General features: G+C 65.3%; 29 protein-coding genes. 21 read left to right on the plus strand and 8 right to left on the minus strand.

Going from position 1 to position 26,866, the window contains the following annotated elements:
- Window positions 1–7 precede the first annotated feature (7 nt).
- A complete protein-coding gene (locus QM467_RS13410) occupies window positions 8–1,426 on the plus strand; it encodes an FAD-binding oxidoreductase (protein ID WP_283366837.1) in 1,419 nt (472 codons plus the stop codon).
- Here QM467_RS13410 and acuR read toward each other — a convergent pair whose 3' ends face one another.
- On the minus strand, window positions 1,427–2,059 hold the full coding sequence (gene acuR, locus QM467_RS13415) for an acrylate utilization transcriptional regulator AcuR (RefSeq protein ID WP_283366838.1): 633 nt from the start codon (window positions 2,057–2,059) through the stop codon (window positions 1,427–1,429).
- A 63-nt stretch (window positions 2,060–2,122) separates the two neighbouring features.
- Between acuR and acuI the strand changes: the two genes are divergently transcribed.
- A complete protein-coding gene (acuI, locus tag QM467_RS13420) occupies window positions 2,123–3,109 on the plus strand; it encodes an acrylyl-CoA reductase (NADPH) (RefSeq protein ID WP_283366839.1) in 987 nt (328 codons plus the stop codon).
- 3 nt (window positions 3,110–3,112) lie between these two features.
- Here the strand turns inward: acuI and QM467_RS13425 are convergent, their stop codons facing one another.
- Both QM467_RS13425 and QM467_RS13430 read right to left on the minus strand, forming a co-directional pair.
- The gene (locus QM467_RS13425; protein ID WP_283366840.1) at window positions 3,113–4,021 is read right to left on the minus strand and encodes a LysR family transcriptional regulator; all 909 of its coding nucleotides are present in this window, start codon (window positions 4,019–4,021) and stop codon (window positions 3,113–3,115) included.
- Between the two features lie 70 nt (window positions 4,022–4,091).
- Window positions 4,092–5,072, minus strand: a complete 981-nt coding sequence (locus QM467_RS13430; RefSeq protein ID WP_283366841.1) for an L-threonylcarbamoyladenylate synthase — start codon at window positions 5,070–5,072, stop codon at window positions 4,092–4,094.
- A 127-nt stretch (window positions 5,073–5,199) separates the two neighbouring features.
- Here QM467_RS13430 and QM467_RS13435 point away from each other — a divergent pair, with 127 nt between their 5' ends.
- The 6 genes from QM467_RS13435 (at window position 5,200) to ubiA (ending at window position 9,840) form a co-directional block, all read left to right on the plus strand.
- On the plus strand, window positions 5,200–5,940 hold the full coding sequence (locus QM467_RS13435; RefSeq protein WP_283366842.1) for an enoyl-CoA hydratase-related protein: 741 nt from the start codon (window positions 5,200–5,202) through the stop codon (window positions 5,938–5,940).
- Between the two features lie 41 nt (window positions 5,941–5,981).
- Entirely contained in the window at window positions 5,982–6,851 is an 870-nt protein-coding gene (locus QM467_RS13440; protein WP_283366843.1) for an SDR family oxidoreductase, read from the plus strand.
- A 68-nt stretch (window positions 6,852–6,919) separates the two neighbouring features.
- Complete coding sequence (gene thrB / locus QM467_RS13445) at window positions 6,920–7,885, plus strand: homoserine kinase (RefSeq protein WP_283366844.1); 966 nt, start codon at window positions 6,920–6,922, stop codon at window positions 7,883–7,885.
- Entirely contained in the window at window positions 7,882–8,346 is a 465-nt protein-coding gene (rnhA, locus tag QM467_RS13450) for a ribonuclease HI (protein WP_283366845.1), read from the plus strand. Before thrB ends, rnhA begins: the two co-directional genes overlap by 4 nt.
- A 96-nt stretch (window positions 8,347–8,442) precedes the next feature.
- Complete coding sequence (locus tag QM467_RS13455; RefSeq protein ID WP_283366846.1) at window positions 8,443–8,892, plus strand: hypothetical protein; 450 nt, start codon at window positions 8,443–8,445, stop codon at window positions 8,890–8,892.
- A gap of 3 nt (window positions 8,893–8,895) precedes the next feature.
- Entirely contained in the window at window positions 8,896–9,840 is a 945-nt protein-coding gene (gene ubiA / locus QM467_RS13460) for a 4-hydroxybenzoate octaprenyltransferase (RefSeq protein WP_283366847.1), read from the plus strand.
- Between the two features lie 6 nt (window positions 9,841–9,846).
- On the opposite strand, the gene QM467_RS13465 is transcribed toward ubiA, so the two are convergent.
- The gene (locus tag QM467_RS13465; protein ID WP_283366848.1) at window positions 9,847–10,371 is read right to left on the minus strand and encodes a DUF6101 family protein; all 525 of its coding nucleotides are present in this window, start codon (window positions 10,369–10,371) and stop codon (window positions 9,847–9,849) included.
- A 313-nt stretch (window positions 10,372–10,684) separates the two neighbouring features.
- On the opposite strand from QM467_RS13465, the gene QM467_RS13470 reads away from it, so the two are divergent.
- The 4 genes from QM467_RS13470 (at window position 10,685) to lpxK (ending at window position 14,355) form a co-directional block, all read left to right on the plus strand.
- On the plus strand, window positions 10,685–11,503 hold the full coding sequence (locus QM467_RS13470; RefSeq protein ID WP_283366849.1) for a 3'(2'),5'-bisphosphate nucleotidase CysQ: 819 nt from the start codon (window positions 10,685–10,687) through the stop codon (window positions 11,501–11,503).
- 4 nt (window positions 11,504–11,507) lie between these two features.
- Window positions 11,508–11,744 carry a DUF4170 domain-containing protein gene (locus QM467_RS13475; RefSeq protein WP_283366850.1) on the plus strand — a complete coding sequence of 79 codons (237 nt, stop codon included), beginning with the start codon at window positions 11,508–11,510 and terminating at the stop codon, window positions 11,742–11,744.
- Between the two features lie 234 nt (window positions 11,745–11,978).
- Window positions 11,979–13,253: a 3-deoxy-D-manno-octulosonic acid transferase gene (locus QM467_RS13480; RefSeq protein ID WP_283366851.1), complete on the plus strand. Its 1,275-nt coding sequence runs from the start codon at window positions 11,979–11,981 to the stop codon at window positions 13,251–13,253.
- A gap of 37 nt (window positions 13,254–13,290) precedes the next feature.
- Window positions 13,291–14,355: a tetraacyldisaccharide 4'-kinase gene (gene lpxK, locus QM467_RS13485; protein WP_283366852.1), complete on the plus strand. Its 1,065-nt coding sequence runs from the start codon at window positions 13,291–13,293 to the stop codon at window positions 14,353–14,355.
- Window positions 14,356–14,358: 3 nt separating this feature from the next.
- Here the strand turns inward: lpxK and QM467_RS13490 are convergent, their stop codons facing one another.
- The gene (locus QM467_RS13490) at window positions 14,359–14,592 is read right to left on the minus strand and encodes a DUF2093 domain-containing protein (protein WP_283366853.1); all 234 of its coding nucleotides are present in this window, start codon (window positions 14,590–14,592) and stop codon (window positions 14,359–14,361) included.
- Window positions 14,593–14,744: 152 nt separating this feature from the next.
- On the opposite strand from QM467_RS13490, the gene QM467_RS13495 reads away from it, so the two are divergent.
- Genes QM467_RS13495 through arsH form a run of 4 tightly spaced genes read left to right on the plus strand, consistent with a single transcriptional unit; the run spans window position 14,745 to window position 17,516 of the window.
- A complete protein-coding gene (locus tag QM467_RS13495) occupies window positions 14,745–15,113 on the plus strand; it encodes an ArsR/SmtB family transcription factor (protein WP_283366854.1) in 369 nt (122 codons plus the stop codon).
- The gene (locus QM467_RS13500; protein WP_283366855.1) at window positions 15,106–15,642 is read left to right on the plus strand and encodes an arsenate reductase ArsC; all 537 of its coding nucleotides are present in this window, start codon (window positions 15,106–15,108) and stop codon (window positions 15,640–15,642) included. The genes QM467_RS13495 and QM467_RS13500 overlap by 8 nt, the downstream gene beginning before the upstream one ends.
- Window positions 15,643–15,674: 32 nt before the next feature.
- Complete coding sequence (gene arsB, locus QM467_RS13505; protein ID WP_283366856.1) at window positions 15,675–16,754, plus strand: ACR3 family arsenite efflux transporter; 1,080 nt, start codon at window positions 15,675–15,677, stop codon at window positions 16,752–16,754.
- A gap of 39 nt (window positions 16,755–16,793) precedes the next feature.
- On the plus strand, window positions 16,794–17,516 hold the full coding sequence (gene arsH / locus QM467_RS13510) for an arsenical resistance protein ArsH (RefSeq protein WP_283366857.1): 723 nt from the start codon (window positions 16,794–16,796) through the stop codon (window positions 17,514–17,516).
- Between the two features lie 14 nt (window positions 17,517–17,530).
- Here arsH and QM467_RS13515 read toward each other — a convergent pair whose 3' ends face one another.
- The gene (locus QM467_RS13515; RefSeq protein WP_283366858.1) at window positions 17,531–19,018 is read right to left on the minus strand and encodes a serine/threonine protein kinase; all 1,488 of its coding nucleotides are present in this window, start codon (window positions 19,016–19,018) and stop codon (window positions 17,531–17,533) included.
- A gap of 179 nt (window positions 19,019–19,197) precedes the next feature.
- Between QM467_RS13515 and QM467_RS13520 the strand changes: the two genes are divergently transcribed.
- The 5 genes from QM467_RS13520 to QM467_RS13540 are packed head-to-tail and all read left to right on the plus strand — an operon-like array spanning window position 19,198 to window position 24,319.
- Window positions 19,198–20,415 carry a 6-phosphofructokinase gene (locus QM467_RS13520; RefSeq protein WP_283366859.1) on the plus strand — a complete coding sequence of 406 codons (1,218 nt, stop codon included), beginning with the start codon at window positions 19,198–19,200 and terminating at the stop codon, window positions 20,413–20,415.
- A gap of 1 nt (window position 20,416) precedes the next feature.
- Window positions 20,417–21,349: a class I SAM-dependent methyltransferase gene (locus tag QM467_RS13525; protein ID WP_283366860.1), complete on the plus strand. Its 933-nt coding sequence runs from the start codon at window positions 20,417–20,419 to the stop codon at window positions 21,347–21,349.
- Window positions 21,349–22,236, plus strand: coding sequence for a rhamnan synthesis F family protein (locus QM467_RS13530; protein WP_283366861.1), 888 nt, complete (start codon window positions 21,349–21,351; stop codon window positions 22,234–22,236). Before QM467_RS13525 ends, QM467_RS13530 begins: the two co-directional genes overlap by 1 nt.
- Window positions 22,233–23,555, plus strand: coding sequence for a hypothetical protein (locus QM467_RS13535; protein WP_283366862.1), 1,323 nt, complete (start codon window positions 22,233–22,235; stop codon window positions 23,553–23,555). Before QM467_RS13530 ends, QM467_RS13535 begins: the two co-directional genes overlap by 4 nt.
- A complete protein-coding gene (locus QM467_RS13540) occupies window positions 23,552–24,319 on the plus strand; it encodes a glycosyltransferase family 25 protein (protein ID WP_283366863.1) in 768 nt (255 codons plus the stop codon). The genes QM467_RS13535 and QM467_RS13540 overlap by 4 nt, the downstream gene beginning before the upstream one ends.
- Before the next feature lie 16 nt (window positions 24,320–24,335).
- Here the strand turns inward: QM467_RS13540 and QM467_RS13545 are convergent, their stop codons facing one another.
- Together QM467_RS13545 and xseA are read right to left on the minus strand one after the other, a co-directional pair.
- On the minus strand, window positions 24,336–25,094 hold the full coding sequence (locus tag QM467_RS13545; protein WP_283366864.1) for a metallophosphoesterase family protein: 759 nt from the start codon (window positions 25,092–25,094) through the stop codon (window positions 24,336–24,338).
- A gap of 83 nt (window positions 25,095–25,177) precedes the next feature.
- Window positions 25,178–26,782 carry an exodeoxyribonuclease VII large subunit gene (gene xseA / locus QM467_RS13550; protein ID WP_283366865.1) on the minus strand — a complete coding sequence of 535 codons (1,605 nt, stop codon included), beginning with the start codon at window positions 26,780–26,782 and terminating at the stop codon, window positions 25,178–25,180.
- Between the last annotated feature and the right edge of the window lie 84 nt (window positions 26,783–26,866).

Raw genomic sequence — 26,866 nt, forward strand, 5'->3', positions numbered from 1 at the left:
GACTGAAATGACCGAGCTTTCTCCCGCGGAGACCGCCGCGCAACTCGCCCAGATCGTCGGCGAGAAATATGTGCTGACCGCGCCGCAGGACATGGCCGGCTATCTGAGCGAGCCGCGCGACTTGTGGCATGGCAAGGCCTCCTGCGTCGTGCGCCCCGGCAGCACGCAGGAAGTCGCGGCGATCTGCGCCTTTGCGGACAAGCACGGCCTGAAGGTGGTGCCACAGGGCGGCAATACCGGCCTCGTCGGCGGCCAGACCCCGGACCAGACCGGTCGTGAGATCTTGCTGTCGCTCGGACGGCTGGACAAGGTCCGCGAGATCGATCCCGCCTCCAACACCATGATCGTCGAGGCCGGCGTCACCCTGCAGAAAGTGCAGGAGGCCGCCGAAAGCGTGGATCGGCTGTTCCCGTTGTCTCTCGCCTCGGAAGGCTCCTGCACCATCGGCGGCAATCTCGCCTCCAATGCCGGCGGGACCGCCGTTCTGGCCTATGGCAACGCCCGCGATCTCGTCACCGGCCTCGAAGTCGTGCTGGCCGACGGCTCCGTGCTCGGCAATCTCTCCAAGCTGCGCAAGGACAATACCGGCTACGACCTCAAGCACGTCTTCATGGGCTCGGAAGGCACGCTCGGAATCATCACCGCCGCAGTGGTCAAGCTCTATCCGCGCCCGCGCGCGGTCGAGACGGCGCTGATCGGCCTCGCCAGCCCGGAAAAGTGCCTCGATTTGCTGGTGCTGGCCCAGACCATGGCCGGGCCGGACCTCAAGACATTCGAATTCATGTCGCGCTTCGGCGTCGAGATCGTCGTCAAGCATTCCGCCGGCGCCCGCGAGCCGCTGGAAAGCCCGCATGAATGGTATGTGCTGCTGGAACTGGCCTCGCAGTCCGACTCCGGCCTCAGCGACACCATGATGGCCCTGCTGGAGGTCGCCTTCGAACAGGAAATCGTCGAGGACGCGGCGGTGGCCACTTCGCTCGACCAGCGCAAGGCCTTCTGGGCTTTGCGCGAAAACCTGTCCGAGATGCAGAAATTCGAGGGCGGCTCGATCAAGCACGACATCTGCGTGCCCGTGGCGCTGGTCCCGGCCTTCCTGGCGGAAGCCGTTCCTGTGGTCGAGGCGACCATTCCCGGCGCGCGCCCCGTGCCCTTTGGCCATATGGGCGACGGCAATATCCACTTCAACGTTAGCCAGCCGCTTGGCGCCGACAAGACCGCCTATCTGGCGCGCTGGGAGGAGCTGAACGAGGCAGTCCACGCCGTTGTGAAGCGGATGAACGGCTCGATTTCCGCCGAACACGGCATTGGCGTGCTCAAGCGCGACCTGCTGCCGACGGTGAAGGATTCCGTGGCCATGGACGTCATGCGCAGGTTCAAGACCGCGCTCGACCCGCACAACACGCTGAATCCCGGCAAGGTGCTTTAATCACGCCAGCAGGGCGAAGAAGCCTTCCGCGAAAACCCGCAGCGGCTGGCCGCTGCGGCGCAGCTTTGCGCGCAGCACCGCGCCCTCCCAGCCGATCCAGAAGAAATGCGCCAGCCGCGCGCAATCCCGGCCCGCGCCGATTTCCCCTCGCGTTTGGGCCAGCCGCAGGCAAGCGGCGAGCCGCGCCTCCCAATCCACGAAGACAGCGTCGAGCTGGTCGCGATAGGCTTCCGGCAAGGCCGACATTTCCTGCCCCAGATTGCCGACAAGACAGCCGCGCCGAAACTCATGGCGGCGCATACCCGCTTCGGCGTCGGCGATGAAGGCGCGCAGGCGCTCGAGCGGCGCGAGACTCTCGTCGAGCAGATGACGATCGAGCTTGGCGGCGAAATAGGCGCCATAGCGGGCGATAGCCGCAGAGCCAAAGGCCTCTTTCGACGCGAAATAATGATAGAAGGAGCCCTTCGGCACATTCGCCAGCGACAGGATCTCGTCGAGCCCGGTGGCGACGAAACCCTTTCTCGTCAGCGCCGCGACGCCCGCGCGCAGCAGCGCCTCTCTTGTGCCGGCATGATTGGGAGCTTGCTTCGGCGGGCGCCCGCGTTTGCGCGGCGGCAGATTGACCATTTCCATGAAATGATTTTAGACTGATCGTCTAATAAATGCAAAGGCCCGCTTTTGGGTCGAGGAGGCCCCATGACCAAATTCAAGGCCATTCGCATCGACAAGGACGCGTCCGGCTATCGCGCGGCTTTTTCGGAATTCGACGAGACGGAATTGATGGACGGCAACGTCACCGTGCGCGTCAGCCATTCCACGGTCAATTACAAGGACGGGCTGGCGATCACCGGCAAGTCGCCGGTCGTGCGCCGCTTTCCCATGATCCCCGGGATTGATTTCGCCGGGGTGGTGGAAAGCTCGACTCATCCCGAGTTCAAGCCCGGCGACGAAGTGGTCCTGAATGGCTGGGGCGTCGGCGAAACCCATTTCGGCGGCTATTCGCAAAAGGCGCGGGTGAAGGGCGACTGGCTGGTGCCGCTGCCCAAGGCTTTTACCGCCGCGCAAAGCATGGCGATAGGCACCGCCGGCTACACCGCCGCGCTCGCGGTGCTGGCGCTGGAGAAGCAGGGCATGACGCCGGATCGCGGCCCCGTGCTGGTCACGGGCGCGGCCGGCGGCGTCGGCTCGATCGCCGTTTCCCTGCTCGCCAAGGCGGGCTGGCGGGTCATCGCCTCGACAGGGCGCCCGGAAGAAGCGGATTTTCTGAAACATCTCGGCGCGGCGGAGATCATTGATCGCGCGGAGCTTTCCGCGCCCGGCAAGCCGCTCGGCAAGGAGCGCTGGGCAGCGGCGGTCGATGCGGTCGGGTCGCATACGCTGGCCAATGTTTTGGCCCAAACTGCTTACGAAGGCGCCGTCGCCGCCTGCGGCCTCGCGCAGGGCATGGACCTGCCGACCTCGGTCGCGCCCTTCATCCTGCGCGGCGTCTCCCTGCTAGGCATAGACAGCGTGATGAAGCCCAAGGCGGTCCGCCTGCAGGCCTGGGAACGCCTCGCGCGCGACCTCGACAAGGCCAAGCTGGCCGAACTCAGCACGACCATCGGCTATGACAAGGTAATCGAGACCGCAGCCCAGATCCTTGAGGGCAAGGTGCGCGGCCGCGTGATCGTCGAGATCGGCTAAGAGTCAGATCCCTTCGCCATTGCCGCTTCCGCCGCTCAAGACGGCGCGCCGCTTGCTCAGCTGCGCGCCGGCGTGATCCATGAAGGCGCGCACGCGCGCGGCATGGCGCAGGTCGGGGTGCGTCAGCAGCCAGAGTACGGCGCCCCGCCCGGCCATCGGCTCGTCGGTGCAGACCAGTTCCGGATGCTGGTCGCCGATGAAACGGGGCAGGAAGCCGATCCCGACTCCCTGCGCGATACATTGCGCGATCCCGACCGTGGTGTTGCAGCGCATCGCGATGCGGTGCGGCGGGATTTCCTTCTCGATCCAGTCGAACACGTCGACGCCGCCGAATTGCTCGTTGAAAGCGATATAGGAATGGCTCTCATCGGCCGGGTCGAAGCCGGACTCATAAAGTGTCCGGGACACATAGCGCCCCCAGACCGAGGAGCCGATGCGGCGGCCGACCAGAGTTTCCGGCGGAGCGTAGGTCGAGCGCACCGCGATGTCGGCGTCGCGACGCGAGAGGTTCAGCGGCTGGTTCGTGACCAGCACGTCGAGCTGGATATCGGGATAAGCCTTGCGAAAGCTCGCCAGGATCGGCGCGAGGACATAATTGAACAGCGCGTCATTGGTCGTGACCCGCAGCAGGCCCGAGGGCTTTTCGTCGCGCCCGGCGATGCGCCGCTCGAAATCCGTGACGTCGCGGCCCATTCGCTCGGCCAGCAGGACCATCTCCTGTCCGGCGGCGGTGGCGGCATAGCCGTTGCGCGACCGCTCGAACAATTTGGCCCCGATCATCTCCTCCAGCGCGCCAAGGCGGCGGAACACCGTGGAATGATTGAGGTTGAGCGAAGCCGCTGCGCCGACCAGCGAACCGGATTCCGCAATGCCGCGCACCAGGCGAAAATCGTCCCAACTGATCTGATTCATGCCGCCAGAATGGTTCAAATCCCAACCAAATTCAAGATTGCGCCGCACAAAAGAACGACGGGCGCCCGGTTCAGGACCTGGGAGCGGCGGCCCGGCGCAAGCGGTCATTGATCGCCTCGCCAAGACCTTCCTGCGGAATGGGCGCGACAGCGATCCGCTGCAACCCGCTGGCGTCCAGGAGCCGCAGCATCGAAAACAGATTGGCCGCCGCCTCGGTGAGGTCGCCCCGCGGCGAAAGGTCAAGGATCGTTCCGGGGGCGCCGGCAAATCGTCCGCCAAAATCGAGCCCCGCCTCGCCTTCCAGTACCTCCAGGGCGTCGAGCCGCACGCCAGCGCGCGGCGCATAATGCGAGGCGAGCTGTCCCGGCGCCACAGGCGCGTCGATTCCCTCCTCCGCCCCGGCGAGGCTTTCGCCCAATACGTGCTCGATCCCGGCGCGCGAAACGCCGCCCGGACGCAGCAGGACCGGCGCTTCGCCGAGCAGGGAAACGATTGTCGACTCGACCCCGACCGGACAGGCGCCGCCATTGAGCACAGCGTCGATTCGCCCATTGAGATCGGCCAGAACATGGGACGGCAGCGCCGGGCTGACATGGCCGGAAAGATTGGCGGAGGGCGCCGCGACCGGGCCTCCGGCCGCGGCGATCAGGCCGCGCGCCAGACCATTGGCGGGAATGCGCAGGCCGACGCTGTCGAGGCCCGCGCGCGCCAGATCGCAGACGCTCCCGCCCTGCGCCACCGGAAGCACAAGCGTCAGCGGCCCGGGCCAGAATGCGGCGGCCAGCTTTTCGGCGCGCGAATCGAAGCGGCCTTCGCGCCGCGCCTGGCCGACGTCCGCGACATGGGCGATCAGCGGATTGAAACTCGGCCGCCCCTTGGCGCGATAAATGGCGGCGACAGCGCGAGGATCCGACGCCAGCGCGCCGAGGCCGTAAACCGTCTCCGTTGGGAAGGCGACCAGGCCCCCGGCGCGCAAGATCGTTGCGGCCTCGGCGATTCCGCCCGGGCCTGCCGGCAGCAAAAGCGTATTTCGCTTGTCTTCCCTGTTCAAAACGCCAATCCTGTTTGACGCCGAAGACAAAAAATGGTTCACTTATAAACCAAATAAAAACGACGCCCGTCGCGCTTGCTCATGACATTGGCGCGCGCGTCAGGCAAGCCGAACGGAGAGGAAAGCCATGACGGATGTGGAGGTCGCGCGCAATGGCGCGGTCCTGGAGCTGACTCTGAACCGGCCCGCCAAGAAAAACGCACTGACCAACGCCATGTACCGCGCCCTGACCGTGGCCCTCCACGAGGCCGAGCGCGACCAGGGCATTGGCGCGGTGCTGATCGCAGGTTCGGGCGGCGTCTTTTCCGCCGGCAACGACATCGGCGATATCGTCGCCTCCGTCAGCGGCGGCGACATGGCGGGCGCCGATTTCATTCGCAAGATCGCCGCCTTCTCCAAGCCCCTCGTCGCGGCGGTCGATGGCCTCGCCGTCGGCGTGGGCACGACGATGCTGCTTCATTGCGACCTCATTTACGCCAGCCCAGCCGCGCGCTTCTCCCTGCCCTTCGTCGATCTCGGCCTGCTGCCGGAAGCCGGCGCCTCGCTGCTCCTGCCCCGCCGCGTCGGCATGGCCCGCGCCAGCGCCTGGCTGCTGGCGGGCGAAATCTTCGACGCCGGGGAGGCGCGCGAGGCGGGCCTGATCAACGCGATCGTGGCCCCAGACGCCCTGCTCGCCACGGCCCGGGAAAAGGCGGCCAGGCTTGCGGCCAAGCCGCGCACAGCCTTGCTCGCCGCGCGAAAATTCCTGCGCGGCGACAAGGAGGAAATCCTTGCCCGCATCGACGCCGAGCTGGAAGCCTTCCGCGCCGCGCTGGGGTCGCCGCAGGCGCAAGCTGCGCTCGCGGCTTTTCTCAACAAAGCCAAGTAAGCGGGCGCAGTCCCGGCTCGCAGAATCAAAGGGAGCGAATCATGTCCAGCCTGGCAGGCAAGACCCTGTTCATCACCGGCGCGTCGCGCGGCATTGGCCTCGCCATCGCGCTCCGGGCCGCGCGCGACGGCGCCAATGTCGCCATCGCCGCCAAAACGGCGGAGCCTCATCCCAAGCTTCCAGGCACAATCTATAGCGCCGCGCGGGAAATCGAGGACGCCGGCGGCCGCGCCCTGCCGCTGACCGTGGATGTGCGCGACGAAGACCAGGTGGCGCAGGCGCTGGCGCAGACCGCCGCCCATTTCGGCGGCGTCGACATCGTGGTCAACAACGCCAGCGCCATCGCGCTCGGCGGCAGCCAGCAGATCGACATGAAGCGCTTCGACCTGATGCATCAGATCAACGCGCGCGGCTCCTACATGACCGCCAAGCTCGCCTTTCCTTATCTCGCCATGGCGGAAAATCCTCATGTGCTGATGCTGGCGCCCCCGCTCGACATGAAGGAAAAATGGTTCGCGGCGCATACCGCCTATTCCATGGCGAAATTCGGCATGAGCCTTGCCGTGCTCGGCCTCGCCGGCGAATTCCGCCCGGCGGGCGTCGCGGTCAACGCCCTATGGCCTCGCACAACCATCGCCACGGCGGCGGTCAACAATCTGCTCGGCGGCGAGAAGCTGATGCGCGCCTCGCGCAAGCCGGACATCATGGCCGACGCCGCCCACGCCATCTTCTGTTCGCCGAGCCGCGAACTGACGGGGCAATTCCTGATTGACGACGTCATCCTCGCCGCACGGGGCGTGACGGAATTCGACGCCTATCGCGTCGATCCGACCAGCCCGCTCGCCCCGGACTTCTTTGTGCCCGACGATACGCCAGTTCCGCAGGGCGTCTCGCTCAAGCCGCTGGTTTGACGCTTGCTGTGCGCCCCGCTAACACGATGCGGGGCGTGCAGGAATTTCGAAAAGTCGAGTCGCGGACAATGGCGGTTTATACGGATGTCACGGACGAGGCTCTGTTCGCCTTTCTCGCCGATTACGAACTCGGCGAGGTCCTCTCGTTCAAGGGCATAGCCGAGGGCGTCGAGAACTCCAATTTCCTGCTCCATTGCCAGAGCGGCTTTTACATCCTCACGCTCTACGAAAAGCGGGTGAACCCGGACGACCTGCCCTTCTTCATCGGCCTGATGGAGCATCTGGCGGCGAAAAGACTGTCCTGCCCATTGCCGGTCAAACGGCGCGACGGGGCCGCGCTCGGCACGCTCGCGGGGCGCCCGGCCGCCATCGTCACCTTCCTCGACGGCGTCTCCACCCGCAAGCCGGAAGCGCTTCATTGCGCAGAGGCCGGCCGCGCCCTGGCGCAATTGCATCTCGCCGGACAGGGCTTTGCCCTGACGCGCCACAACGCGCTCTCGGTCGAACACTGGCCGGCGCTGTTCGAGTCCTCGCGCGACCGCGCCGAAGAGGTCTCGCCCGGCCTCGCGACGGAAATAGCAGCGGAACTCGACGCCCTGCGGCGCCTCTGGCCCTGCGACCTGCCGCAAGGCGTGATCCACGCTGATCTCTTTCCCGACAATGTCTTTTTCATCGGCCGGAAGCTCTCCGGCCTGATCGACTTTTATTTCGCCTGCACCGACGCGCTCGCCTATGATCTGGCGATCTGCCTCAACGCCTGGTGTTTCGAGACCGACGGGTCCTTCAACGCGACCAAGGGCCGCGCCCTGCTCCAGGGCTATCAAAGCCTGCGCCCGCTCGCGCCGACCGAGCGCGACGCCTTGCCCGTTCTCGCCCGTGGCGCCGCCATGCGCTTCCTGCTCACCCGGCTCTATGACTGGCTGAACGTGCCCCCGGGGGCGCTGGTGCGGCCCAAGAACCCGCTCGAATATCTCGACAAATTGCGTTTCCACCAGACCATCGAACGCGCCGCCGAATATGGGCTGGGCGAGTGACCCGCCGCGTCGCGATCTGGACCGACGGCGCCTGTTCCGGCAACCCGGGCCCGGGCGGATGGGGCGCCATCCTGACCTTCAACGGCGCCGAAAAGGATTTTTGCGGCGGCGAGCCCGCCACGACCAACAACCGGATGGAGCTGCTCGCCGCCATTTCGGCGCTCGAGACCCTGACGCGCCCCTGCGCGGTCGATCTCCACACCGATTCTCAATATGTGCGGCAGGGCGTGACGTCCTGGATGCATAACTGGAAGCGCAACGGCTGGCGCACCGCCGACAGGAAGCCGGTGAAGAACGAGGATTTGTGGAAACGGCTCGACGAGGCGGCCAACCGTCACGACGTCGCCTGGCATTGGGTCAAGGGCCATGCGGGCGACCCGATGAACGAACGCGCCGACGCTCTGGCGCGCGCGGGCATGGCGCCCTATCTGAAGGGCGCAAAACAAGGATCGGGCGCGTAAGTTCGAGCGGACCTTGCCTCCCTGCCACCCTGTTTGCTAAAGATGCCGTGAAAATTCGCATGATTGCGGCGGGGGCGGCACAAGAGCGGAACGATGATGGCCAAAGCGATGATCGCCTCGATACGTCCTATTTTCCTTTTTGCAGGTTTTTTCCTGGCTTTCTCGGCCTTTTCGGGCGGAGCGCGCGCGCAGGTCTGCAATGAAGACCTCGCCGTCTTCGGCAAGCAGCGCAATTCGGAAATCGAGTCCCTGAACTCGATTTCCAAGGCGCATGACAACAAGCTCGATCCGATCGCCGCCTGTCCGCATCTGCGCAAGATGAAGGAGATCGAGGCGAAAATGGCCGCCTATATGGTCAAGAACAAGGACTGGTGCAATATTCCGGACGATTTCCTGAATAATTTCAAGGCCAACAGCGAACGCACGACCAAGATTGCCGAACAGGCCTGCGCGCTGGCCGCCAAGGCGAAGCAGATGCAGCAGAACGGCGGCGGCGGCATCGGCAACCTGCCGCCCCCGCCCAAGCTGCCCGCAGGACCGCTCTGAGCCATGCCCGCGCCGTCGCTCGACGCCGGCGCTTTGCCGGACGCGCATCCGGCAAGCCTCTGGCGACGCCTTCCCGCAAGCTGGCAACCCTATGTCCAGCTCGCGCGGCTGGATCGCCCCGCCGGCTGGCAATTGCTGCTCGCGCCCTGCCTCTCCTCGACCTGCCTTGCGACAATCTATCGTCTCCAAGCGCCGAATTACCTGCTGCTCCTGCTGTTCTTCATCGGCGCCGTCGCCATGCGCGGCGCGGGATCGACCTTCAACGACCTGATCGACCGCGAGATTGACGCCCGGGTCGAGCGCACGCGCGGACGCCCGTTGCCCTCGGGCCGGGTCAGCCCGCGCGCCGCGGCGATCTTCATGCTGACCCAGGCGCTCGTCGGCCTTCTGGTCCTGCTGTCGTTCAATTCCTTCGCCATTCTGCTCGGCCTGTGTTCGCTGATTCCGGTGGCGATTTATCCCTTTTTGAAGCGCTTCACGTCCTGGCCCCAGGCCGCGCTCGGCCTCGCCTTTTCATGGGGCGCGCTGATGGGCTGGGCTGCGCAGACCGGCGGACTGTCGGCGCCGGCGATCTGGCTTTACCTGTCCGGCGTCGCGTGGACGATCGGCTATGACACCATTTACGCCATTCAGGACCGCAAGGACGACGTCAGCGCGGGTGTGAAATCCACCGCGCTACTTTTTGGCGACCATCTGTCCCTCGCGGTGGCCCTGTTCTATCTCGCCGCGGTGCTCTGCGCGGAAATCGCGCTCATTTCCGTTGGCGCCGGTCTCGTGGCGCATCTCGGCCTGCTCGCCTTCGCGGGGCATCTGGTCTGGCAGATCCGCCGGTTGGACAACGCCGACGAGGCCCTGGCGCTGAAATTGTTCCGCTCCAACGGCCCCGCGGGCTTCCTGCTCTTCACAGGCCTGTTCGGCGAGAACCTGCTGTTCTATCTCGTCAGGTAAACGGCTTCACTCGTAGCAGACGATCTCTCGTTCGCCGCGATGAACCGCCGTCACGCGCCCCTTGGCGCCACACAGGCGTCGCGCCGAGATCATCGAGCGGCGGCCTTTGAGCGGCCAGCCGCGCCGGCGCGGCTTGACCTCGCCGGCCTCGACCTCGCCGAAGCGGCGGCCAACCACAGCGTCGCCGCCGCTCGCGCTGCGGGTCAGGCGCGGCAGGCGGAAGAAATTCGCCCAGGACAGCCAGTCCCGGCTGATGTCCGCTTCATTTTCCGATTCCGCGAGCACCACGTCCAGGTCGGCGTCGGCATGCACCAGGGCGATGCGATAGACGAAGCCGCGCGCGGCCTCATAGACGCTGAGGGCGACGCCGCGAAAGCTTGGCGCCGGCAGGCAGAACCGCATTTTCACGCCGCCGACGCGGCGGTCGATGGCGATCGCGTCGGCCGAAATGCTGATCTCGCGCTGGCCATTGTCTGCGCGCGGATCGGCGGCGACGAGGCGTGTCATTGGCGCGGCGGGGGATGTGACCATGTCGGGCTCCTGCGGGAATTTTCCGCTGTTGGCCCATCTTTCGCCGCGACTCGCCTCAACCCTGCTAAGGAAATAGGCGGCATTTTAGTCAAACCGCTCTGGTCGGCGGCAGGTCCAATCCCGAGTTAGCCGGATTGTTCAAATTGTCGGCAACCGTGCGGAAAACGCTCGGAAAACGCGGCATTTCGCAGGTGCAAAATTTCTTGCGCTGCGACGAACGGGCGTTTACACGATAGCAAGTCTCCTTGATCAGGGTCGCGATTTGTCCGGTCTGTCCGCCTTTGCCCCGCTTCTGCCTCGCGTCGAGGCAATTGTGCGCGAGGCCGGAGACATTGCGCTGGATTATTTCCGCCACGGCGCGGCGACCCACGCCGAAGTGACCCACAAGAGCTGCGGCTCTCCGGTGACCGAGGCCGATCTTCGCGTCGACCAATTCCTTCACGACCGCCTGCTCAGTCTCGCCCCCGGATTCGGCTGGCTTTCCGAAGAAACCGCCGATTCGCCTGACCGGCTCGGACGCGAGGCGGTTTTCGTGGTCGATCCCATTGACGGCACCCGCGGTTTCGCGGCCGGCGACCCCTGCTTTTCGGTCTGCGTCGCCCTGGTGGTGGGCGGCCGGCCCTGTTTCGGCGTCGTCCGCGCCCCCGCGCTCAATCAGACCTTTGTCGCGGCGGCTGGCGGCGGCGCGCGCTGCAATGGCGTCCCGATCTCGGTCTCGAACCGCCGCGAACTTGCCGGCGCGCGCCTCTCTGTCCCGGAAGCGGTGGCCGAGGATCTGCGGCGCTCCGGGCTTTCCTTCCTGCAGCAGCCGCGTCTGCCCTCGCTCGCGATGCGCCTTCTGCGCGTCGCCGACGGCGATCTCGACGCGGCGCTGGCGCGGCAGAATTCATATGATTGGGATATTGCCGCCGCAGATCTCATCCTTCATGAAGCTGGCGGCGTGCTGACTGATTTTTCCGGCCGGACCCCATTGTACAACCAGCCCGAACCAAAACATCCCGCGCTGGCCGCGGGACCGCCCGGCCTCCAGGCCGATTTGATCCGCGCTGCGCGCGAAGGAGAGGCCAGGGCCCGGCGAGGGTCCGCCCAAAAGCTTCCCCACGCGCGCCCCGCCCTAGACGTGAAGGACTGAGCGAATGAGCCATGAAGTCGAGCCCAAGCAGTTGCTGCATCTGGTTTTTGGCGGCGAGCTGAAGAATCTCGAAACCACCGATTTCAAGGACCTGTCCAAGATCGACCTGGTCGGCATGTATCCCGATTTCCAGAGCGCCCACGCCGTCTGGAAGGCCAAGGCGCAATCGACCGTGGATAATGCGCAGATGCGCTATTTCATCGTCCACATGCACCGCGTGCTCGACCCCTCGGACGATTGAGAGAACTCGTCCCGCCGCCCTGATTCCACGCGAACGCGCGGCGGGCTCTCGCTATTTTCTCCGGCCTGCGCTATCTGTCGCCTGCAAGAACGGCGGAAGCGCGCCGGAGCGCGGTTTTTTACGCCTTCGCCGCCTTTCGGCCCGAATGGCTCGGCAATGTCGCCGGAATGCCGCGACTCCCCGCCATCCAAATCCGTCAGCTGAGCACAAGACCAGGCCGCGATGAGTTCTGCCGTGTTTCTGCCCGTTTACCGCGCCGCCGCCAACGGCCTTGCGCCGTTCAGCGGCCTGTTCCTGTGGCGGCGCGGGCAAAAGGGCAAGGAAGACCTCGCCCGCATCGGCGAGCGCCGCGGATTCGCCGAATTGCCGCGCCCGGAAGGCCGCCTCGCCTGGCTGCATGGCGCGAGCGTCGGCGAGGGCCTTGCTTTGCTGCCGCTGGTCGAGAGGCTGACCGGCAAGGGATTCCACGTCCTTGTCACGACGGGCACCGTCACCTCCGCCCGCATCCTCGGCGAAAGACTGCCGCAAGGCGCAACCCATCAATTTTCGCCGCTGGACGCGCCGCCCTTCATCACGCGCTTCCTCGACCATTGGCGGCCTGATCTGTTCATCCTCGCTGAGTCCGAGATCTGGCCCAATACGCTTTGCGCCGTCCATGCGCGCGACATCCCCATCACCCTTGTCAACGCCCGGCTGTCGCCGCGCTCCTTCGCGCGCTGGCGGCGCTTTCCCGGCTTCATTTCGGCGCTGCTCGGCAAGATCGACCTATGCCTCGCCCAGAGCCAGGACGACGCCGCCCGCCTCCTGCAACTGGGCGCGCCCCGCGTCGACGCCATCGGCAACCTGAAATATGACGTGGAGCCGCCGCCCGCCGACCCGGCGCGTCTTGTCGAACTCTCCCGACAGATCGGCCCGCGCCAGATCTGGATCGCGGCCTCGACCCATCCCGGCGAAGAACCGCTCGCGCTTCAGGCGCACAAGGCGCTGGCGCAACGCTTTCCAGGGCTCCTGACGGTTCTCGTCCCGCGTCATCCCCATCGCGGCGCGGAGATCGCCGCCGAGGCCGAGGCCGCCGGCCTCGAAGCGGCCCTGCGCTCGCGCGGCGATCCCATCACGCGCTCGACGCAGGTCTATATCGGCGACACCATTGGCGAGATGGGCCTGTTCTACCGCCTGTCGAGCGTGATTTTCATGGGCAAGTCGCTGGCCGGCCACGGCGGCCAGAATCCCATCGAGCCGGCCAAGCTCGGCTCGGCGATCCTGCACGGCCCTCATATCGGCAATTTCATCGATGTCTATGACGCGCTGGACAGCCAGGGCGGCGCCGTCGCGGTCAAGGACGCCGAAGATCTCGCCCGCCAGCTACAGGCCTTGTTCGACGATCCGGTCTATCTGCGCCGCACCGCCGAGGCCTCCCGCCGCATTGTCGGCGAACTCGGCGGCGCCGCCGACAAAATCATGCTGGCGCTCGAACATTATATCGCCCAGATGATTGTATCAGAGCAGTAGGGCTTCTAGATTTAAGCATCTGACATAGCGAGGTCCCATGCGCGCGCCGGATTTCTGGTGGTCCGCCAAGCCCGGCCTGTTCGGGCGGGCGATGACCGCTGTTCTGACGCCTTTCGCCGCGCTTTACGGTCGCGCGGCGGCGCGACGGATGGCGCGTCCCGGCTCTCGCATCAGCGCCCCGGTGATCTGCATCGGCAATTTCGTCGTCGGGGGCGCCGGCAAGACGCCAACCGCGCTGGCCGTGGCCAAATGGCTGAAACGGGCGGGCGAAACGCCCTATTTCCTTTCGCGCGGCTATGGCGGGGCGCTGAGCGCGGACGGCGCAGCCCATCTCGTCGATCAGCGCCGCCATTGCGCCGCCCAGGCCGGCGACGAGCCGCTCCTGCTGGCGCGGGTCGCCCAGACCGTGGTGGCGCGCGACCGGCCGACCGGAGCCATGCTGGCCCTGGCTGGAGGCGCCAGCCTGATCGTGATGGACGATGGCCTGCAAAACCCCAGCCTTCGCCGCGATTTCACTCTGGCCGTCATCGATGGCGGGGTGGGCTTCGGCAATGGCCGACTGCTGCCCGCCGGCCCCTTGCGCGCACCGATAGAGCTACAGCTTCAGCATAGTTCGGCGGCTCTGGTGATCGGAGAGGGCGAAGCGGGACGCGCCGCCGCCGCCCTGTTCGAAACCACCGGCAAGCCGGTCTTCCATGGCCGGCTGGCGCCTGACGCCAACGCCGCCTTGCGGATGCTTGGCGCGCGGGTCGTGGCTTTCGCGGGCATCGGACGACCGCAGAAATTTTTCGATTCGCTTCAGGCCTGCGGCGCGCGCCTCGTCGCGCGCCATGGCTTCCCGGACCATTACGCCTATCGGCCGTCCGATATCGCTGCGCTGCAGCGGCAGGCCGAGGCGCTCGACGCTCTGCTGGTGACGACGGAAAAGGACATGGTCAAGATCGCGCCCTTTCTCGCGAAACTGCGCGGGGACCTGCCGCAGCCCGAGGCGCTACCCGTGACGCTCGTCGTCGAAGAAGCCGAGGACTTGCGCCAACTCCTGCTCGACGTCCTGACGAAATTTCGAGGCGCGGGGCGGCTCATCGGCCCGATGAGCCTGTAAGGCTCAGGCTTTCGGCGGCAGCAGGCCGAGCTGGCGCAGCCTCGCCAGTTTCGCCTCCGGTCCGGCATAGGGCTCCTGGCGATCGACGCTCCAGTAGCGCAATTCCTCGATCGGAACATGCGCCCCGGTCGCGGCGCAGACGACATAGGCGCCGGGCTTTCTGATCTTGAAATCGCCGTCGAGATATTCGACTTCGGCCGGCCCGCTGAGCGGGACGCGGCGATCAATGCGGTTCATCGGCCCAATCCGTTCTGCCCCGCATTTTTTTCGGGGGTTTTACCGATGTATCGCCATTGGCCGCGCGGTTCAATCCCGAAAGGCGCGCGCGACGCGAGCCCGCGACGAACGGAGAAGGTTGCCTCTCATGTTATTTCTGTTATTCTCGATATATGGATGAATTAGCAGCTCTCAGAGCCCTTGGCGCCCTGTCGCAGCCGACCCGGCTGCAATGTTTCCGCCTGCTCGTCACGCGCGAGCCGGACGGCGTTCCCGCCGGCGAACTGGCGCGGCTGGTTGGCGTGCCGCAAAATACGCTATCGACGCATCTTGCGATCCTCGCCAACGCCGGTCTGGTCCATGGCGAGCGACATAGCCGCTCGATCATCTACCGCGCCAATTTCGATCGCCTCCGCGAGCTGGTCCTCTTCCTCCTCAAGGATTGCTGCGGCGGCCGCGCCGAACTCTGCGCGCCGCTGATCGCCGACCTCTCCCCCTGCTGTCCGGCAAAAGAGCCCGTCCAGGAGACCACCCATGACTGATCGCGTCTTCAATGTCCTGTTCCTCTGCACCGGCAACACCGCCCGTTCGATCCTGGCCGAAAAAATTCTCGCCAAGGACGGCGAGGGAAAATTCCGCGCCTTTTCCGCCGGCAGCCAGCCGAAGGGCACCGTCAATCCCTTCGCGCTGAAGGTTCTCGAAGGCTTCGGCTATCCGACCGATGGGACCCGTTCGAAAAGCTGGAACGAATTCGCCGGCGAGGACGCGCCGAAAATGGATTTCGTCTTCACGGTCTGCGACAACGCCGCCGGAGAAGCCTGCCCCTATTGGCCCGGCCAGCCGATGACCGCGCATTGGGGCGTCGAAGACCCGGCCGCCGTCGAGGGGAGCGATATCGAAAAGGAGCGCGCCTTTGTGACCGCGTTCCGCTACCTCCGAAACCGCATCTCCGCCTTTGTCGCCATCCCGGTCGAGCGGCTCGACCGTCTGACCTTATCGGGCCGACTGAACGGGATCGGCCGGATGGAGGGCGCGACCACGCCCGCCGCCGCGCCTTCAACGCCTCGCTGAACACGGGCCCGCAGGGGCGTCGGAGTGAATTCATGTCGACATTCGAACGTTATCTCAGCCTGTGGGTGGCCCTGTGCATCGTCGCGGGCGTCGCGCTCGGGCATTTCTTCCCCAACACCTTTCAACTGATCGGCGCAGCGGAAATCGCCAAGGTCAACCTGCCGGTCGCCGCGCTGATCTGGCTCATGATCATACCGATGCTGGTGAAAATCGATTTCTCCGCCCTCGCGCAGGTTAAGGAACATTGGCGCGGCATTGGCGTGACGCTTTTCATCAATTGGGCGGTCAAGCCCTTCTCGATGGCGCTGCTCGGCTGGCTGTTCATCGGCGGGATATTCCGCCCCTATCTGCCCGCCGATCAGATCGACAGCTATATCGCCGGGCTGATCCTGCTCGCGACGGCGCCCTGCACCGCCATGGTGTTCGTCTGGAGCAATCTGTCCCGGGGCGAGCCGCTGTTCACGCTGAGCCAGGTGGCGCTCAATGATCTCATCATGATCATCGCCTTCGCGCCGATTGTCGGCCTGCTGCTCGGCCTGTCGGCGATCACCGTGCCGTGGGCGACGCTTTTCCTGTCCGTCGCGCTCTATATCGTGGTTCCCGTCCTCTTCGCGCAGGTCTTGCGGCGCGCTCTGCTCGCGCGCGGCGGGGAGTCCGCCATCGCATCCTTGCTCAGGCGGCTTCAGCCTTTGTCGCTGCTGGCCCTGCTGGCGACTCTCGTCCTGCTGTTCGGCTTCCAGGGCCAGCAGATACTGGCGCAGCCTCTGGTGATCGCCATGCTCGCCGCGCCGATCCTGATCCAGGTCTATTTCAACGCCGGCCTCGCCTATCTCCTCAACCGCGCGACGGGCGAAGCCCATTGCGTCGCCGGCCCATCCGCGCTGATCGGGGCCAGCAACTTTTTCGAGCTCGCGGTGGCCGCGGCGATCAGCCTGTTCGGCTTCCATTCCGGCGCCGCGCTGGCGACAGTGGTCGGCGTTCTGATCGAGGTCCCCGTCATGCTGTCTGTGGTCAAGATCGTCAATGCGACGCGCGGCTGGTATGAGTCGGGTTCCGCCGTACGGCAACGCGATTCCGCAAGTTCTTGCGCCAAGGCTTTGGGGTTAAAATGAAAAACAGCATTGTTCATCACATCAGGAAGAGCCGCCGCCTTGATTAAACCGGACGAGTCCCTGCCGAACATTGACGAGGCCTGTTTCCAGTCCATTGACGAAACCCGCCTGCGCGCTCCGCCGCATCAGGCTCACGCTCCTCGGATCCTGCTGCTTTACGGCTCGCTTCGTCCGCGCTCCTTCAGCCGCCTGATGAGCGAGGAAGCCGCGCGGATCCTGCGCCGCCTCGGCGCGGAAACGCGCACCTTCAATCCCAGCGGCCTGCCGCTGCCGGACGATTCCGGGGCGGACCATCCCAAGGTTCAGGAATTGCGCGATCTCGTCACATGGTGCGAGGGAATGGTCTGGTGCTCGCCTGAACGACATGGCGCGATGACGGCGATCATGAAGGCTCAGATCGACTGGATCCCGCTCAGCCTCGGCGCCGTTCGCCCGACGCAGGGCAAGACGCTGGCGATCATGCAGGTCTGCGGCGGCTCGCAGAGCTTCAACGCCCTCAACCAGATGCGCATTCTCGGCCGCTGGATGCGCCTGATCACGATCCCCAATCAATCTTCCGTCGCCAAGGCCTTCATGGAATTCGACGACCATGACCGGATGAAGCCCTCGTCCTTTTACGATCGCGTCGTGGATGTGATGGAGGAGCTGGTGAAATTCACTTTGCTGACGCGGGACTGCGCGGCCTATCTGGTCGACCGCTATTCCGAACGGAAGGAAAGCGCCGAGGAATTGTCGAGACGGGTGAACCAAAGGTCGATTTGAGCCGGCGCGGCCATTCAGATCCCGAATCCCGAATCTGGCTCTGTCGCCGAATCGCCGCCATCGGGACCAAGCTCCGCCAGCCTCGGATGGCGGACCAGCGTGACCGTGCATGGCGCCTGGGCGCCTATCCGCGCCGCAACCGGGCCGATGGTGCGCCGAACGGGCGAACCGGCGCCGATCACGATCTGATCGACATGGTTTTCGCGGGCGAAGTCGATCAGCGCCGCCGCCGGATCGCTCGCCTCAAGCACATGGGCCGTGACCTGCGCGGCTGGAAGGCTCAGACCCGCCGCCCATTGGCGCACCTCGACCAGCCGCCGAACATGGAGATTGCGGCCTAACTCGTCCTGGGCGCTGTCGATGCGCAGCCGACTGGTCTTGATGATATTGACGCAGGCGAGCCGCGCGCCCGGCGCTGTGGTCATGATCCGGCCGACCGTCTCTCGCAACACATCGCCCAACGCGGCATTGACTTCGCTGAGATCCACCGCCGCCATGACGATGGGCGCCGCCGCCTGCCGCGCGGCCATGCTGCGGGGGTGGCGCGTCGGCGCGAATTTCTGCGCCCACCAGCGCCGTCGCGCCGTCAGCCAGGAATCGGCCCGGCGCTTTTCCGAGCGTTCGGTCAGGCGGATCTGCTCAGGCGTCGCGATATCCAGCGCAAGTTGGGCGGCGGTGGGGTAGCGCTTGTCCGCCTCCGGCTCCAGGCAATGCAGGATCACCTCCTGCAGCCAGGGCGGGCAGGCCGGGTTGTAGCGGATCGGCGGCTCGGGATCGCGCCAGAGCCTGCGCGCCAGCGCGCGCCTCTGGCGCGGCGCTCCGAAAGGCCGCACCCCGGTGAGAAGATAATAGAGCACCACGCCCAGCGAGAAAATGTCGCTGCGCGGATCGCCGCGGTCGCGACCGATCTGCTCCGGCGACAGATAGGGGCCCGTGCCGAGCGGCAGGCGGAATTCCTCGGCCAGCAGGTCCGGCAGCAGGTCGTGGCGCGAGAGGCCAAAATCGATCAGCGCGACTTCGCCGCTCGCCCGGCGCATGATGTTCGAGGGTTTGATGTCGAGATGGATGACGTTCTGGCTGTGCAGGTCGGCCAGCGCCCGGGCGACGCCGACGCCGATCTCGACCACTTCGTCGACCGGCAGCGGCGCGTCGTCTATCTTCTCAAGCAGCGATTCGCCCTCGATCAGCTCCATCACGATATAGGGCTGGCGGGTGAAATCGCCCGAGGCGATGAATTTGGGCGCATGCGGTCCCTGGAGCAGAGGCAGAATCATCTGCTCCATCTCGAAACTGACGATGGCGGTGGCGTCATCGCCGTCCTGAACGATCGGCGCCTTGAGAATCGCCGGAGGCGACATATCGTCGCGCGTCACGCGCCAGAGATGCGCCATGCCGCCGATATGCATGCGCTCGACCAGGCGAAAGCCGTCGATGACGTCGCCGTGGCGCAGATCGGAAAAGGCGGGTCTCTCCGTCGAAATGGCGCGTCTCCCTTTCGTCAATCTAGACCGCGGGCCATCGCGGCGACAAGCGCGCATCGGGCCGGATGGCCCCATCCGGCCCCTCGGGCGCCCCGAAATGCTTATTTTACCGAAAGGAGAGGGGCTGGTTCGGCAAAAACGGGTTTCCCTTTTGCCTCCGGCGATTTAGAACAACGCGGCATTTTAAGGGGAGGCTTTTCATGACGCCGCAGAAGATTCTCGTCGCCCAGGGCGGCGGCCCGACCGCCGTCATCAACCAGTCGCTCGCGGGCGTCGTGCTGGAAGCACGCAAATTCGCCAGCGTCAGCAAGGTCTATGGCGCCCATCACGGCGTGCGCGGCATCATAGACGAAGACCTGCTCGATCTGACGCAGGAGACCAGCCACAATCTCGAAATGGTGGCCAATACGCCCTCCTCCGCGCTCGGCTCCACCCGCGACAAGCCGGACGCCAAATATTGCCACGAGATCTTCAAGGTCCTGCAGGCGCATGAAATCGGCGCCTTCTTCTATGTCGGCGGCAATGATTCCTCCGACACGGTGCGCATCGTCGCGGAAGAGGCCATCAAGGCCAACTATCCGCTGCGCTGCGTCCATATTCCCAAGACCATCGACAATGATCTGGTCGGCAACGACCATACCCCCGGCTTTCCCTCGGCGGCGCGTTTCGTCGCCCAGGCCTTCGCCGGCGCCAATCTCGACAACGCCGCCCTGCCCGGCGTCTATGTCGCGGTGGTGATGGGGCGCCACGCCGGCTTCCTGACGGCGGCTTCGGCGCTCGGCAAGAAATTCCCCGAGGACGGCCCGCATCTCATCTACGTGCCGGAGCGCGTGTTCGACATCGACAAGTTCCTGGCCGACGTCAAGCGCACCTATGAGCGCCTCGGACGCTGCGTGATCGCTGTCTCCGAGGGCATCCATGACGCCGCCGGAGCGCCGATCATCACCAAGCTCGCCGAACAGATCGAGCATGACGCCCACGGCAATGTCCAGCTTTCGGGCACGGGCGCGCTCGCCGACCTGCTCTGCGAGGAGATCAAGAACAAGCTGAAGATCAAGCGCGTGCGCGGCGACACCTTCGGCTATCTGCAGCGCTCCTTCATCGGCTGCGTCTCCGACGTGGACCAGCGCGAAGCGCGCGAGGTCGGCGAAAAGGCCGTGCAATACGCCATGTGGGGCGACCGCAACGGCTCGGTGTCGATCAAGCGCACCGGCTATTATTCGGTCGATTACGAATTAGTTCCGCTCGAAAGCGTCGCCGGCAAGACCCGCGTGATGGAAGACGAGCTGATCTCGCCCTGCGGCACCGATGTCACCGACGCCTTCCGCCTCTATCTGCGGCCGCTGCTGGGCTCCGGCATGCCCGACGCCTTCCGCTTGCGCCCGAACAAGGTCGCCAGGGTTCTGCACAAAAGCTGACATGGCGGATCAAGCAGGCGTGGCGAATCGTCCAGAAGACAAGGGCCCGGCCGGGGTCGGCGCTTTCCTTTTGAACGATCTGGCTCCGGCGTTCTGGACGCCGGAGCTCCAGAGCGAGGAAAGCCGCTGGTGGCCCCATGTGCCCTTCGCTTTCTGGCTCGTCGCCGCGGCGCGGCCCCGGAGCCTTGTCGAACTGGGGACAGATCGCGGCGTGTCCTACACGGCCTTTTGCGAGGCGGCGCGGCGGCTGGAACTCGACGCGCGGTTTTTCGCGGTCGACAACTGGCTGGGCGATGAAGACGCGGGCGAAGAGAAAACAGGCAATACGCGCCAGAAGGTTTTCGAGACCTTCAAGGCCTTCCATGACCGCCGCTATGCAAGCTTTTCACAATTGGTCCGCGCGGACTTCGACGCGGCGCACGACGCTTTCCTCGACGGCTCGATCGACCTGCTGCATATCGACGGGCCGCAGGATTATGACGCGGCGCGCGCCATCTACGACCTGTGGAAAGGCAAGCTGTCGCCGCGCGGCGTCATCCTGCTCCACGGGGTCCGGCGCGCCGGCGAGAATTTCGGCGTCGGCCGACTATTTGGCGAACTCGCCGGCGGCGCGCCGCATTTCGAATTCCGGCACGGCGACGGGCTCGGATTGATCGCCACCGGGCCGCAACCGCCGGAGTCCATCGCCGCCTTGTGCGGATTGAACGAGGACCGGGACGCCATCCTGCGCGAACGCTTCGAATTTCTCGGTGGACGCTGGCAGGAGCGCGAGATCGCCTTCAGCCTGATGCGGCAATTCGACGACGATATCGCGGCCATGAACCCGGATGATCAGCGCATCCGATTGCCGATCCATAAAAGATTGGCGAAAAGCGTTCAGAAGACGATAGACAACCCAATGCGCCACTTCAAAAAAGGCAATTCCGAAGCCTGATGTCCAGACGCAAGCAAAGCGAAGCTCCCGCTCCGCAGACGGGACCGGACTATTGCTACCTTCGCCTTCCGATCGACGCGCGGCGCGGCGCCGCCGAGCCGCGGCCGAAGATCGGCGTCTTCATCCATGCCTATTACGAGCAGGAAATTACGGCGCTTCTGCCTTACCTTGCCCATATCGGCGCGCCTTTCGAGATTTTCATCACCACCGATTCCGAGAGCAAGAAGGCCTTCCTGCTCGAAACGCTACAGCCTGTCCATGGCGACGCGGTCACGGTGGGCGTTTTCGACAATCGCGGCCGCGACATCGCGCCGAAATATGTCGGCTTCCATGACGAGCAGCTCGCCTGCGATCTCGTCCTGCACCTGCACACCAAAAAATCGCTGCATGACACCAAACTGGCCGACTGGCGGCGTTTCATGCTCGATTGCCTGATCGGCTCGCCCGAAATCTGCGACGGAGTCCTTGGCCTCTTCACGAAAAATCCGAAACTCGGCGTCGTCGCCCCCCGGATTTTCCCCGCCGTTCATCCGGCGGTGAAATGGGGAAAAAATTACTGCAAGACGGTCTATCTAGCGCGACGCATGGGCGTGCGGCTCGAACGCGCGACGCAGATCGATTTTCCCGCCGGCTCCATGTTCTGGGCGCGCTCGGCGGCGCTCCGCCCAATCCTGGATCTCGGCCTCGGCTTCGGCTCTTTCGAGGCGGAAGGCGGGCAGGTCGACGGCACGACCGCCCATGCGGTCGAGCGGCTGATCTTCTATTCGGCGGATCGCGCCGGCTATCGCTCGCTCCATGTCGGCTCCTCCGGCGACCCGGAAGAGTTCGAAAAATTGATCGAAGCGGAGGACCTGGAACAGGGCTGGGTCAAGACAAGCTTGAAATGAAGGCGCGCGGGGCCGCGCCGCTGCAAAACGTCAAAGCCGGAGGCCGGACGATTCTGACCACGCTCGCCGATATCTGGGTCATCCTGAAATCCGGGGCGTTCCGCCATGCGGATTACGCCTGGCTGCATCTCTCGTCGCGTTATCTGGCGCCGCTCGCCTTGCTCCATTACATGGCGATCGGCGAGAAGCGCGGTTTGCGGCCGACGCCGTTCTTCGATCCGGTCTATTTCGGCGAGCGCCGTCCCCGACGCGATGGCGGCAATCTCTTTGCGGGTTTTTTGCGCGCTCCGCGCGGCGCGCCTGCCTGCCGGGAATTTGACGAGGACTGGTATGTCGCCCAACACCCGGAGGCGAGCCGCGCCTCGTCGCCCTGGGCCGCGTTCATGCGCCATGGCCTGGCCGAGTTGCAAGATCCGGCGCCGGACGTCTCTCTCGCCTTCGTGGCGCAAGCCTATCGCGGCCGCAACAAGCGCCTCGCGCGCACCCTGATGAAAGTTTTCGAAAGGCGGCGGGGCGACGGCAGGCTCTCCTGCGTGTTGCGCCTCGCCGATCTCAAGGCGAACCAGGCCGCCTTTCACGACAGTATCGTCCTGCTGTCGATGGTGGACGGCCCCGTGAAAAGGCCCTGCCTCGTCTTCGTCCAGACCAATGGCGAGCATGCGGCGGCGCTGCATGACCCCTCCCGGGGTTATGACCTGCTGCTGAACTATTATCAGCCGCCAAAAGCGCCGCCCCTCGAGGCTGAATTCGTCTTCGCCCAGAACGGAACCAAGACCACGGCGATCTGGAAGCTTCTGACGGAACGGCCCGATATATTCCAGGCCTATGACCACGTGCTGTTCCTCGACGACGACATCGCCATCGCGCCCCCGCGCCTGAACGAGTTTTTCGCCATGATGAAGATGCATGGGCTCGACCTCGCGCAACCGGCGCTCGCCGCCGGCTCCTATGGCTCCTTTCCGGCCCTGTTCCAAAAGGAAGGCTCGCCGGGGTTCCGGCTGGTGAATTATGTCGAGATCATGATGCCCGCCTTGTCGCGCCGGGCGCTGCTCGCGACGCGGGAGTGCTTCGCGCAGGGAATCAGCGGCTTCGGCGTCGACGCCCTGGTCGGAGACAAGGTTCATCGCCTGTTCGGCCCGCATATCGCCGTAATCGATTCCGTGACCGCGCGCCACGATCGCCCGATCGATCTCGACGGCGGCCCGCTCTATCGCTATTTATCAGCCAACGGCATTGATCCTGGCGTCGAGATGTGGACCATTCTCGCCGAAAACGGGCTGGAACACGGCCTCAGGGAAACGGACCCGGACGCGCATTGAAGGCCTATTACATCAATCTCGACCGCGCGGCGGAGCGTCGCTCCCATATGGAGCAGGCGCTACAGGGCGTCGATCACGAGCGCGTGGCCGCAATCGACGGCCGGTTGCAGCCGCCAACCGGACAGGGCCTGTCCCGCTTCGAGATCGCCTGCCTCGAAAGCCATCGCGAAGCCTGGAAGCGGTTTCTGGCCACGTCCGACGCCTATGCCTGTTTCCTCGAAGACGACGTGCATTTCTCTCCGGATTTCGCCGGTTTTGTCGCACAAGACGGCTGGATTCCCGCCGACGCCCATGCGGTCAAGCTCGACAGCTATTTCAATCGGGTCATGCTGGGCGCCCCGGCGCAGGCGCCGCTGGGCCGCAAGCTGGCGCTGCTCCATACGCGCCACGAAAGCTGCGCGACCTATATCCTGAGCCGGCGCGGCGCCGCGATTTTCCTGCGCCTGACGGAAAACCCGAAGCTGCCGGTGGATTACATCGTCTTTCCCGAAGACCCCGTCGGCCAGAAGCTCCGGCTCTACCAGCTCACGCCCGCAGTCGCGATCCAGGACCAGCTCTATCTGCGCCATTATGCGCGCGGCCATAGTTTCCAGAGCGACATCAGCAAGCTCGACGCGCCCAAGGCCGAAAGCGGCAAGCGCGGCGCGCTGTTCACGCTGAAGCGCGAAGCCGTTCGGCTCTATCGCCAGATTTTCAAGGCGAAACGCTATCTGGTCAACCGGCTGGCGCGCGGCCTGAAGCCCGAAATCGTGCCGTTCCAGTAAAGGCCGCTTTCGGCTCTCACCAGCCGAGAAACAGGCGCTCGGCGAGAAATTCCGGCAGGCCGGCGGCGAAGATTTTGCGCGCGGCGTCGTTCACGTCATAATTCACGCGAATGAAGTTCAGCGTACCGCGCAAATCGTCATAGAGCGCGAAGGACGCCAGCGGATTGCCGTCGCGCGGCTGGCCCACCGAGCCGAGCACCGCGAGCCAGCGGCGGCTGCGCGCCAACGGCGTCGGCAGATTGGCCGTCGGCGCGAAGAAGATCGGCGCCTTGCCGGGGGTGACATGATAGAGTTGCGGCCGGTGGACATGGCCGCAGAAGGTCACATGCGCATTGACCGCGTTCAGAGAGCGCTCGGCGGTGTCGATGCCGGTGACATAAATGAAACGCTCCGGCGCGCTGGCGTCGCCGTGGACATAAAAGGTTTCGGCGCCGCTCTCCCCGACCGTGGTCGCCATATAGGGCATCGCGGCGAGAAAGTCCTTTTGCGCCTTGTCCAGCCGCCGCGCGGTCCATTCGATCGCGGACCGGGCGGCGTCGTTCATATAGTCCGACGGGCCTTCAACCGCCGCGAGATCGTGATTGCCCATCAAACTGATGGCGCCGCGCGCGACATCCTCCGCCACACAATCGACGATATAGGACGGCTCGGCGCCATAGCCGACCAGATCGCCGAGATAGACGAATTTCTCCGCGCCGAGGCGCCGCGCCTCTAGGCGGCAGGCGTCGAACGCCTCTCGATTGCCATGGATGTCGGTAAGGAGCGCAATTAACATGTTGATCCAGATCAATGGACCCTGATTTCTAAAACAAAAATTCCGGCGCGTCGCGCCTTTCTGCTCAATTTCAGGGGGTGGCGTCAGAAAAGGCTGCCTTGCCCGCCCTCCGGCGTTTTGCGCAAGGATGCAGGCCGCTTTTTCGGCGGCGGCGCGCCCTCCGCAAGGGCGGCGTCGCGCGATCCTGCGGCGGTCGCGGCGATCTTGCCGTCGGCGAATTGCAAGGTGAGTCGCGCTCCGGGCGGAGCCTGGGCGACCGATCGCACGGCGACGTCATCGGCGTCGCGCACCAGGGCGAAGCCGCGCCGAAGCACCGCCGCATAGCCGACCGCCGCCAGCATCTGCTCGGCATGACCGAGCCTTTCCCGGCGCCGCGCCAAGGCCGAGGCCATCGCCGCATCGAGCCTCGCTGCGAGAGCCAACCGCCGCTCCTCCGCCGCGCGGAGGTCATTGCGCAGCAACGCGAGACGGGCGAGACGCGCGGAGTCGAAGCGCGCGCCAAGAACAGCCAGGCGATCCCGCCTTTTCTCGACAAGGCTCGCGCGGGCGGCGGCGAGACGGAACACGAGCGTGTCCAGGCGGCCGGAGGCGCGCTGCAATTCCGCATGCGGCGCATGCCGCGCCAGCAGACGCGAGGCGTTGGCCAAGGCAAGCTGACGCTGGGAAAAACCGGCGGCGAGCGCGGCGCGCAATTTGTCGCCCGAACGGTCGAGCCTTTGCCGCGGCGTCGCGAGCAGCGATTCCGGCCCCGGCAGGGCGCGGGCCAAGGCGCGCAGGTCGGAACACTTGCGCTCCAGCAGGCGCAGGATCGCGCCATCGTGGCGGCGCGCCAGATCGGCGAGATCGGCGAGAAGCTCCGTGCGCACCGGAACGGCCTTTTCGGCGGCGCCGGTCGGGGTCGGCGCGCGCAGATCGGCCACCAGATCGAGCAAGGTCCAATCGGTCTCATGCCCGATGGCGGAAATCAGCGGAATGCCGGACTCGGACGCCGCGCGTAAAACCTCTTCCTCGTTGAAGCTCCACAGGTCTTCCAGCGAACCGCCGCCACGCGCGACGATCAGAAGATCCGGGCGCGGAATGGCCCCCTGCGGCGCCAGCGCGTTGAAGCCGCGAATGGCGTTGGCGACTTCCGCCGCCGAGGTTTCGCCCTGCACCCGCACCGGCCACACCAGCACGCGGCGCGGGAAACGGTCGTTCAGGCGATGCAGGATGTCGCGGATCACCGCGCCCGTCGGCGAGGTGACGATGCCGATCACACGCGGCAGAAAAGGCAGCTTCTTCTTGCGGGCTTCGTCGAACAGGCCCTCGGCGCCGAGTTTCCTGCGGCGCTCTTCCAGCAGCGCCATCAGCGCGCCGAGACCGGCTGGCTCCAATTGCTCGATGACGATCTGATAGGAGCTTTTGCCTGGAAAAGTTGTGATCCTGCCGGTGGCGATGACCTCAAGCCCTTCCTGCGGCTTGGTCCGCAGGCGCGCATAGGTTCCCTTCCAGACCACGGCGTCGATGCGGGCGCTGGAATCCTTCAGCGAGAAATAGCAATGGCCGGAGGAATGCTGCCCGCGAAAATTGGAAATCTCGCCGCGCAGGCGCACATGGCCGAACTGGTCCTCGATGGCGCGCTTGAGCGCCCCGGACAATTCCGAGACGGTCAATTCGGGCGCATTGGTGAGGACGGAGGAATCGCTCATTGCGCAAGGCTAACTCTTTTGGCTGCCTTCTGGCGAGGGGTCGATTGGCGCGAAAAATGCTGATGACGCGGAAACGCCTACGCG

Source organism: Rhodoblastus sp. 17X3 (genome assembly GCF_030056575.1).
Lineage (GTDB): Bacteria > Pseudomonadota > Alphaproteobacteria > Rhizobiales > Beijerinckiaceae > Rhodoblastus.

Coding starts and splice junctions, on each gene's coding strand:
- QM467_RS13495 (WP_283366854.1), top strand. CDS start 14,745: ATGGATGAATTAGCAGCTCTCAGAGCCCTTGGCGCCCTGTCGCAGCCG.
- QM467_RS13435 (WP_283366842.1), top strand. CDS start 5,200: ATGACGGATGTGGAGGTCGCGCGCAATGGCGCGGTCCTGGAGCTGACT.
- QM467_RS13455 (WP_283366846.1), top strand. CDS start 8,443: ATGGCCAAAGCGATGATCGCCTCGATACGTCCTATTTTCCTTTTTGCA.
- QM467_RS13500 (WP_283366855.1), top strand. CDS start 15,106: ATGACTGATCGCGTCTTCAATGTCCTGTTCCTCTGCACCGGCAACACC.
- QM467_RS13475 (WP_283366850.1), top strand. CDS start 11,508: ATGAGCCATGAAGTCGAGCCCAAGCAGTTGCTGCATCTGGTTTTTGGC.
- QM467_RS13440 (WP_283366843.1), top strand. CDS start 5,982: ATGTCCAGCCTGGCAGGCAAGACCCTGTTCATCACCGGCGCGTCGCGC.
- QM467_RS13425 (WP_283366840.1), bottom strand. CDS start 4,021: ATGAATCAGATCAGTTGGGACGATTTTCGCCTGGTGCGCGGCATTGCG.
- QM467_RS13535 (WP_283366862.1), top strand. CDS start 22,233: ATGAAGGCGCGCGGGGCCGCGCCGCTGCAAAACGTCAAAGCCGGAGGC.
- QM467_RS13530 (WP_283366861.1), top strand. CDS start 21,349: ATGTCCAGACGCAAGCAAAGCGAAGCTCCCGCTCCGCAGACGGGACCG.
- QM467_RS13490 (WP_283366853.1), bottom strand. CDS start 14,592: ATGAACCGCATTGATCGCCGCGTCCCGCTCAGCGGGCCGGCCGAAGTC.
- arsB (WP_283366856.1), top strand. CDS start 15,675: ATGTCGACATTCGAACGTTATCTCAGCCTGTGGGTGGCCCTGTGCATC.
- QM467_RS13545 (WP_283366864.1), bottom strand. CDS start 25,094: ATGTTAATTGCGCTCCTTACCGACATCCATGGCAATCGAGAGGCGTTC.
- lpxK (WP_283366852.1), top strand. CDS start 13,291: ATGCGCGCGCCGGATTTCTGGTGGTCCGCCAAGCCCGGCCTGTTCGGG.
- thrB (WP_283366844.1), top strand. CDS start 6,920: ATGGCGGTTTATACGGATGTCACGGACGAGGCTCTGTTCGCCTTTCTC.
- acuI (WP_283366839.1), top strand. CDS start 2,123: ATGACCAAATTCAAGGCCATTCGCATCGACAAGGACGCGTCCGGCTAT.
- QM467_RS13525 (WP_283366860.1), top strand. CDS start 20,417: ATGGCGGATCAAGCAGGCGTGGCGAATCGTCCAGAAGACAAGGGCCCG.
- acuR (WP_283366838.1), bottom strand. CDS start 2,059: ATGGAAATGGTCAATCTGCCGCCGCGCAAACGCGGGCGCCCGCCGAAG.
- QM467_RS13465 (WP_283366848.1), bottom strand. CDS start 10,371: ATGGTCACATCCCCCGCCGCGCCAATGACACGCCTCGTCGCCGCCGAT.
- QM467_RS13410 (WP_283366837.1), top strand. CDS start 8: ATGACCGAGCTTTCTCCCGCGGAGACCGCCGCGCAACTCGCCCAGATC.
- ubiA (WP_283366847.1), top strand. CDS start 8,896: ATGCCCGCGCCGTCGCTCGACGCCGGCGCTTTGCCGGACGCGCATCCG.
- xseA (WP_283366865.1), bottom strand. CDS start 26,782: ATGAGCGATTCCTCCGTCCTCACCAATGCGCCCGAATTGACCGTCTCG.
- QM467_RS13520 (WP_283366859.1), top strand. CDS start 19,198: ATGACGCCGCAGAAGATTCTCGTCGCCCAGGGCGGCGGCCCGACCGCC.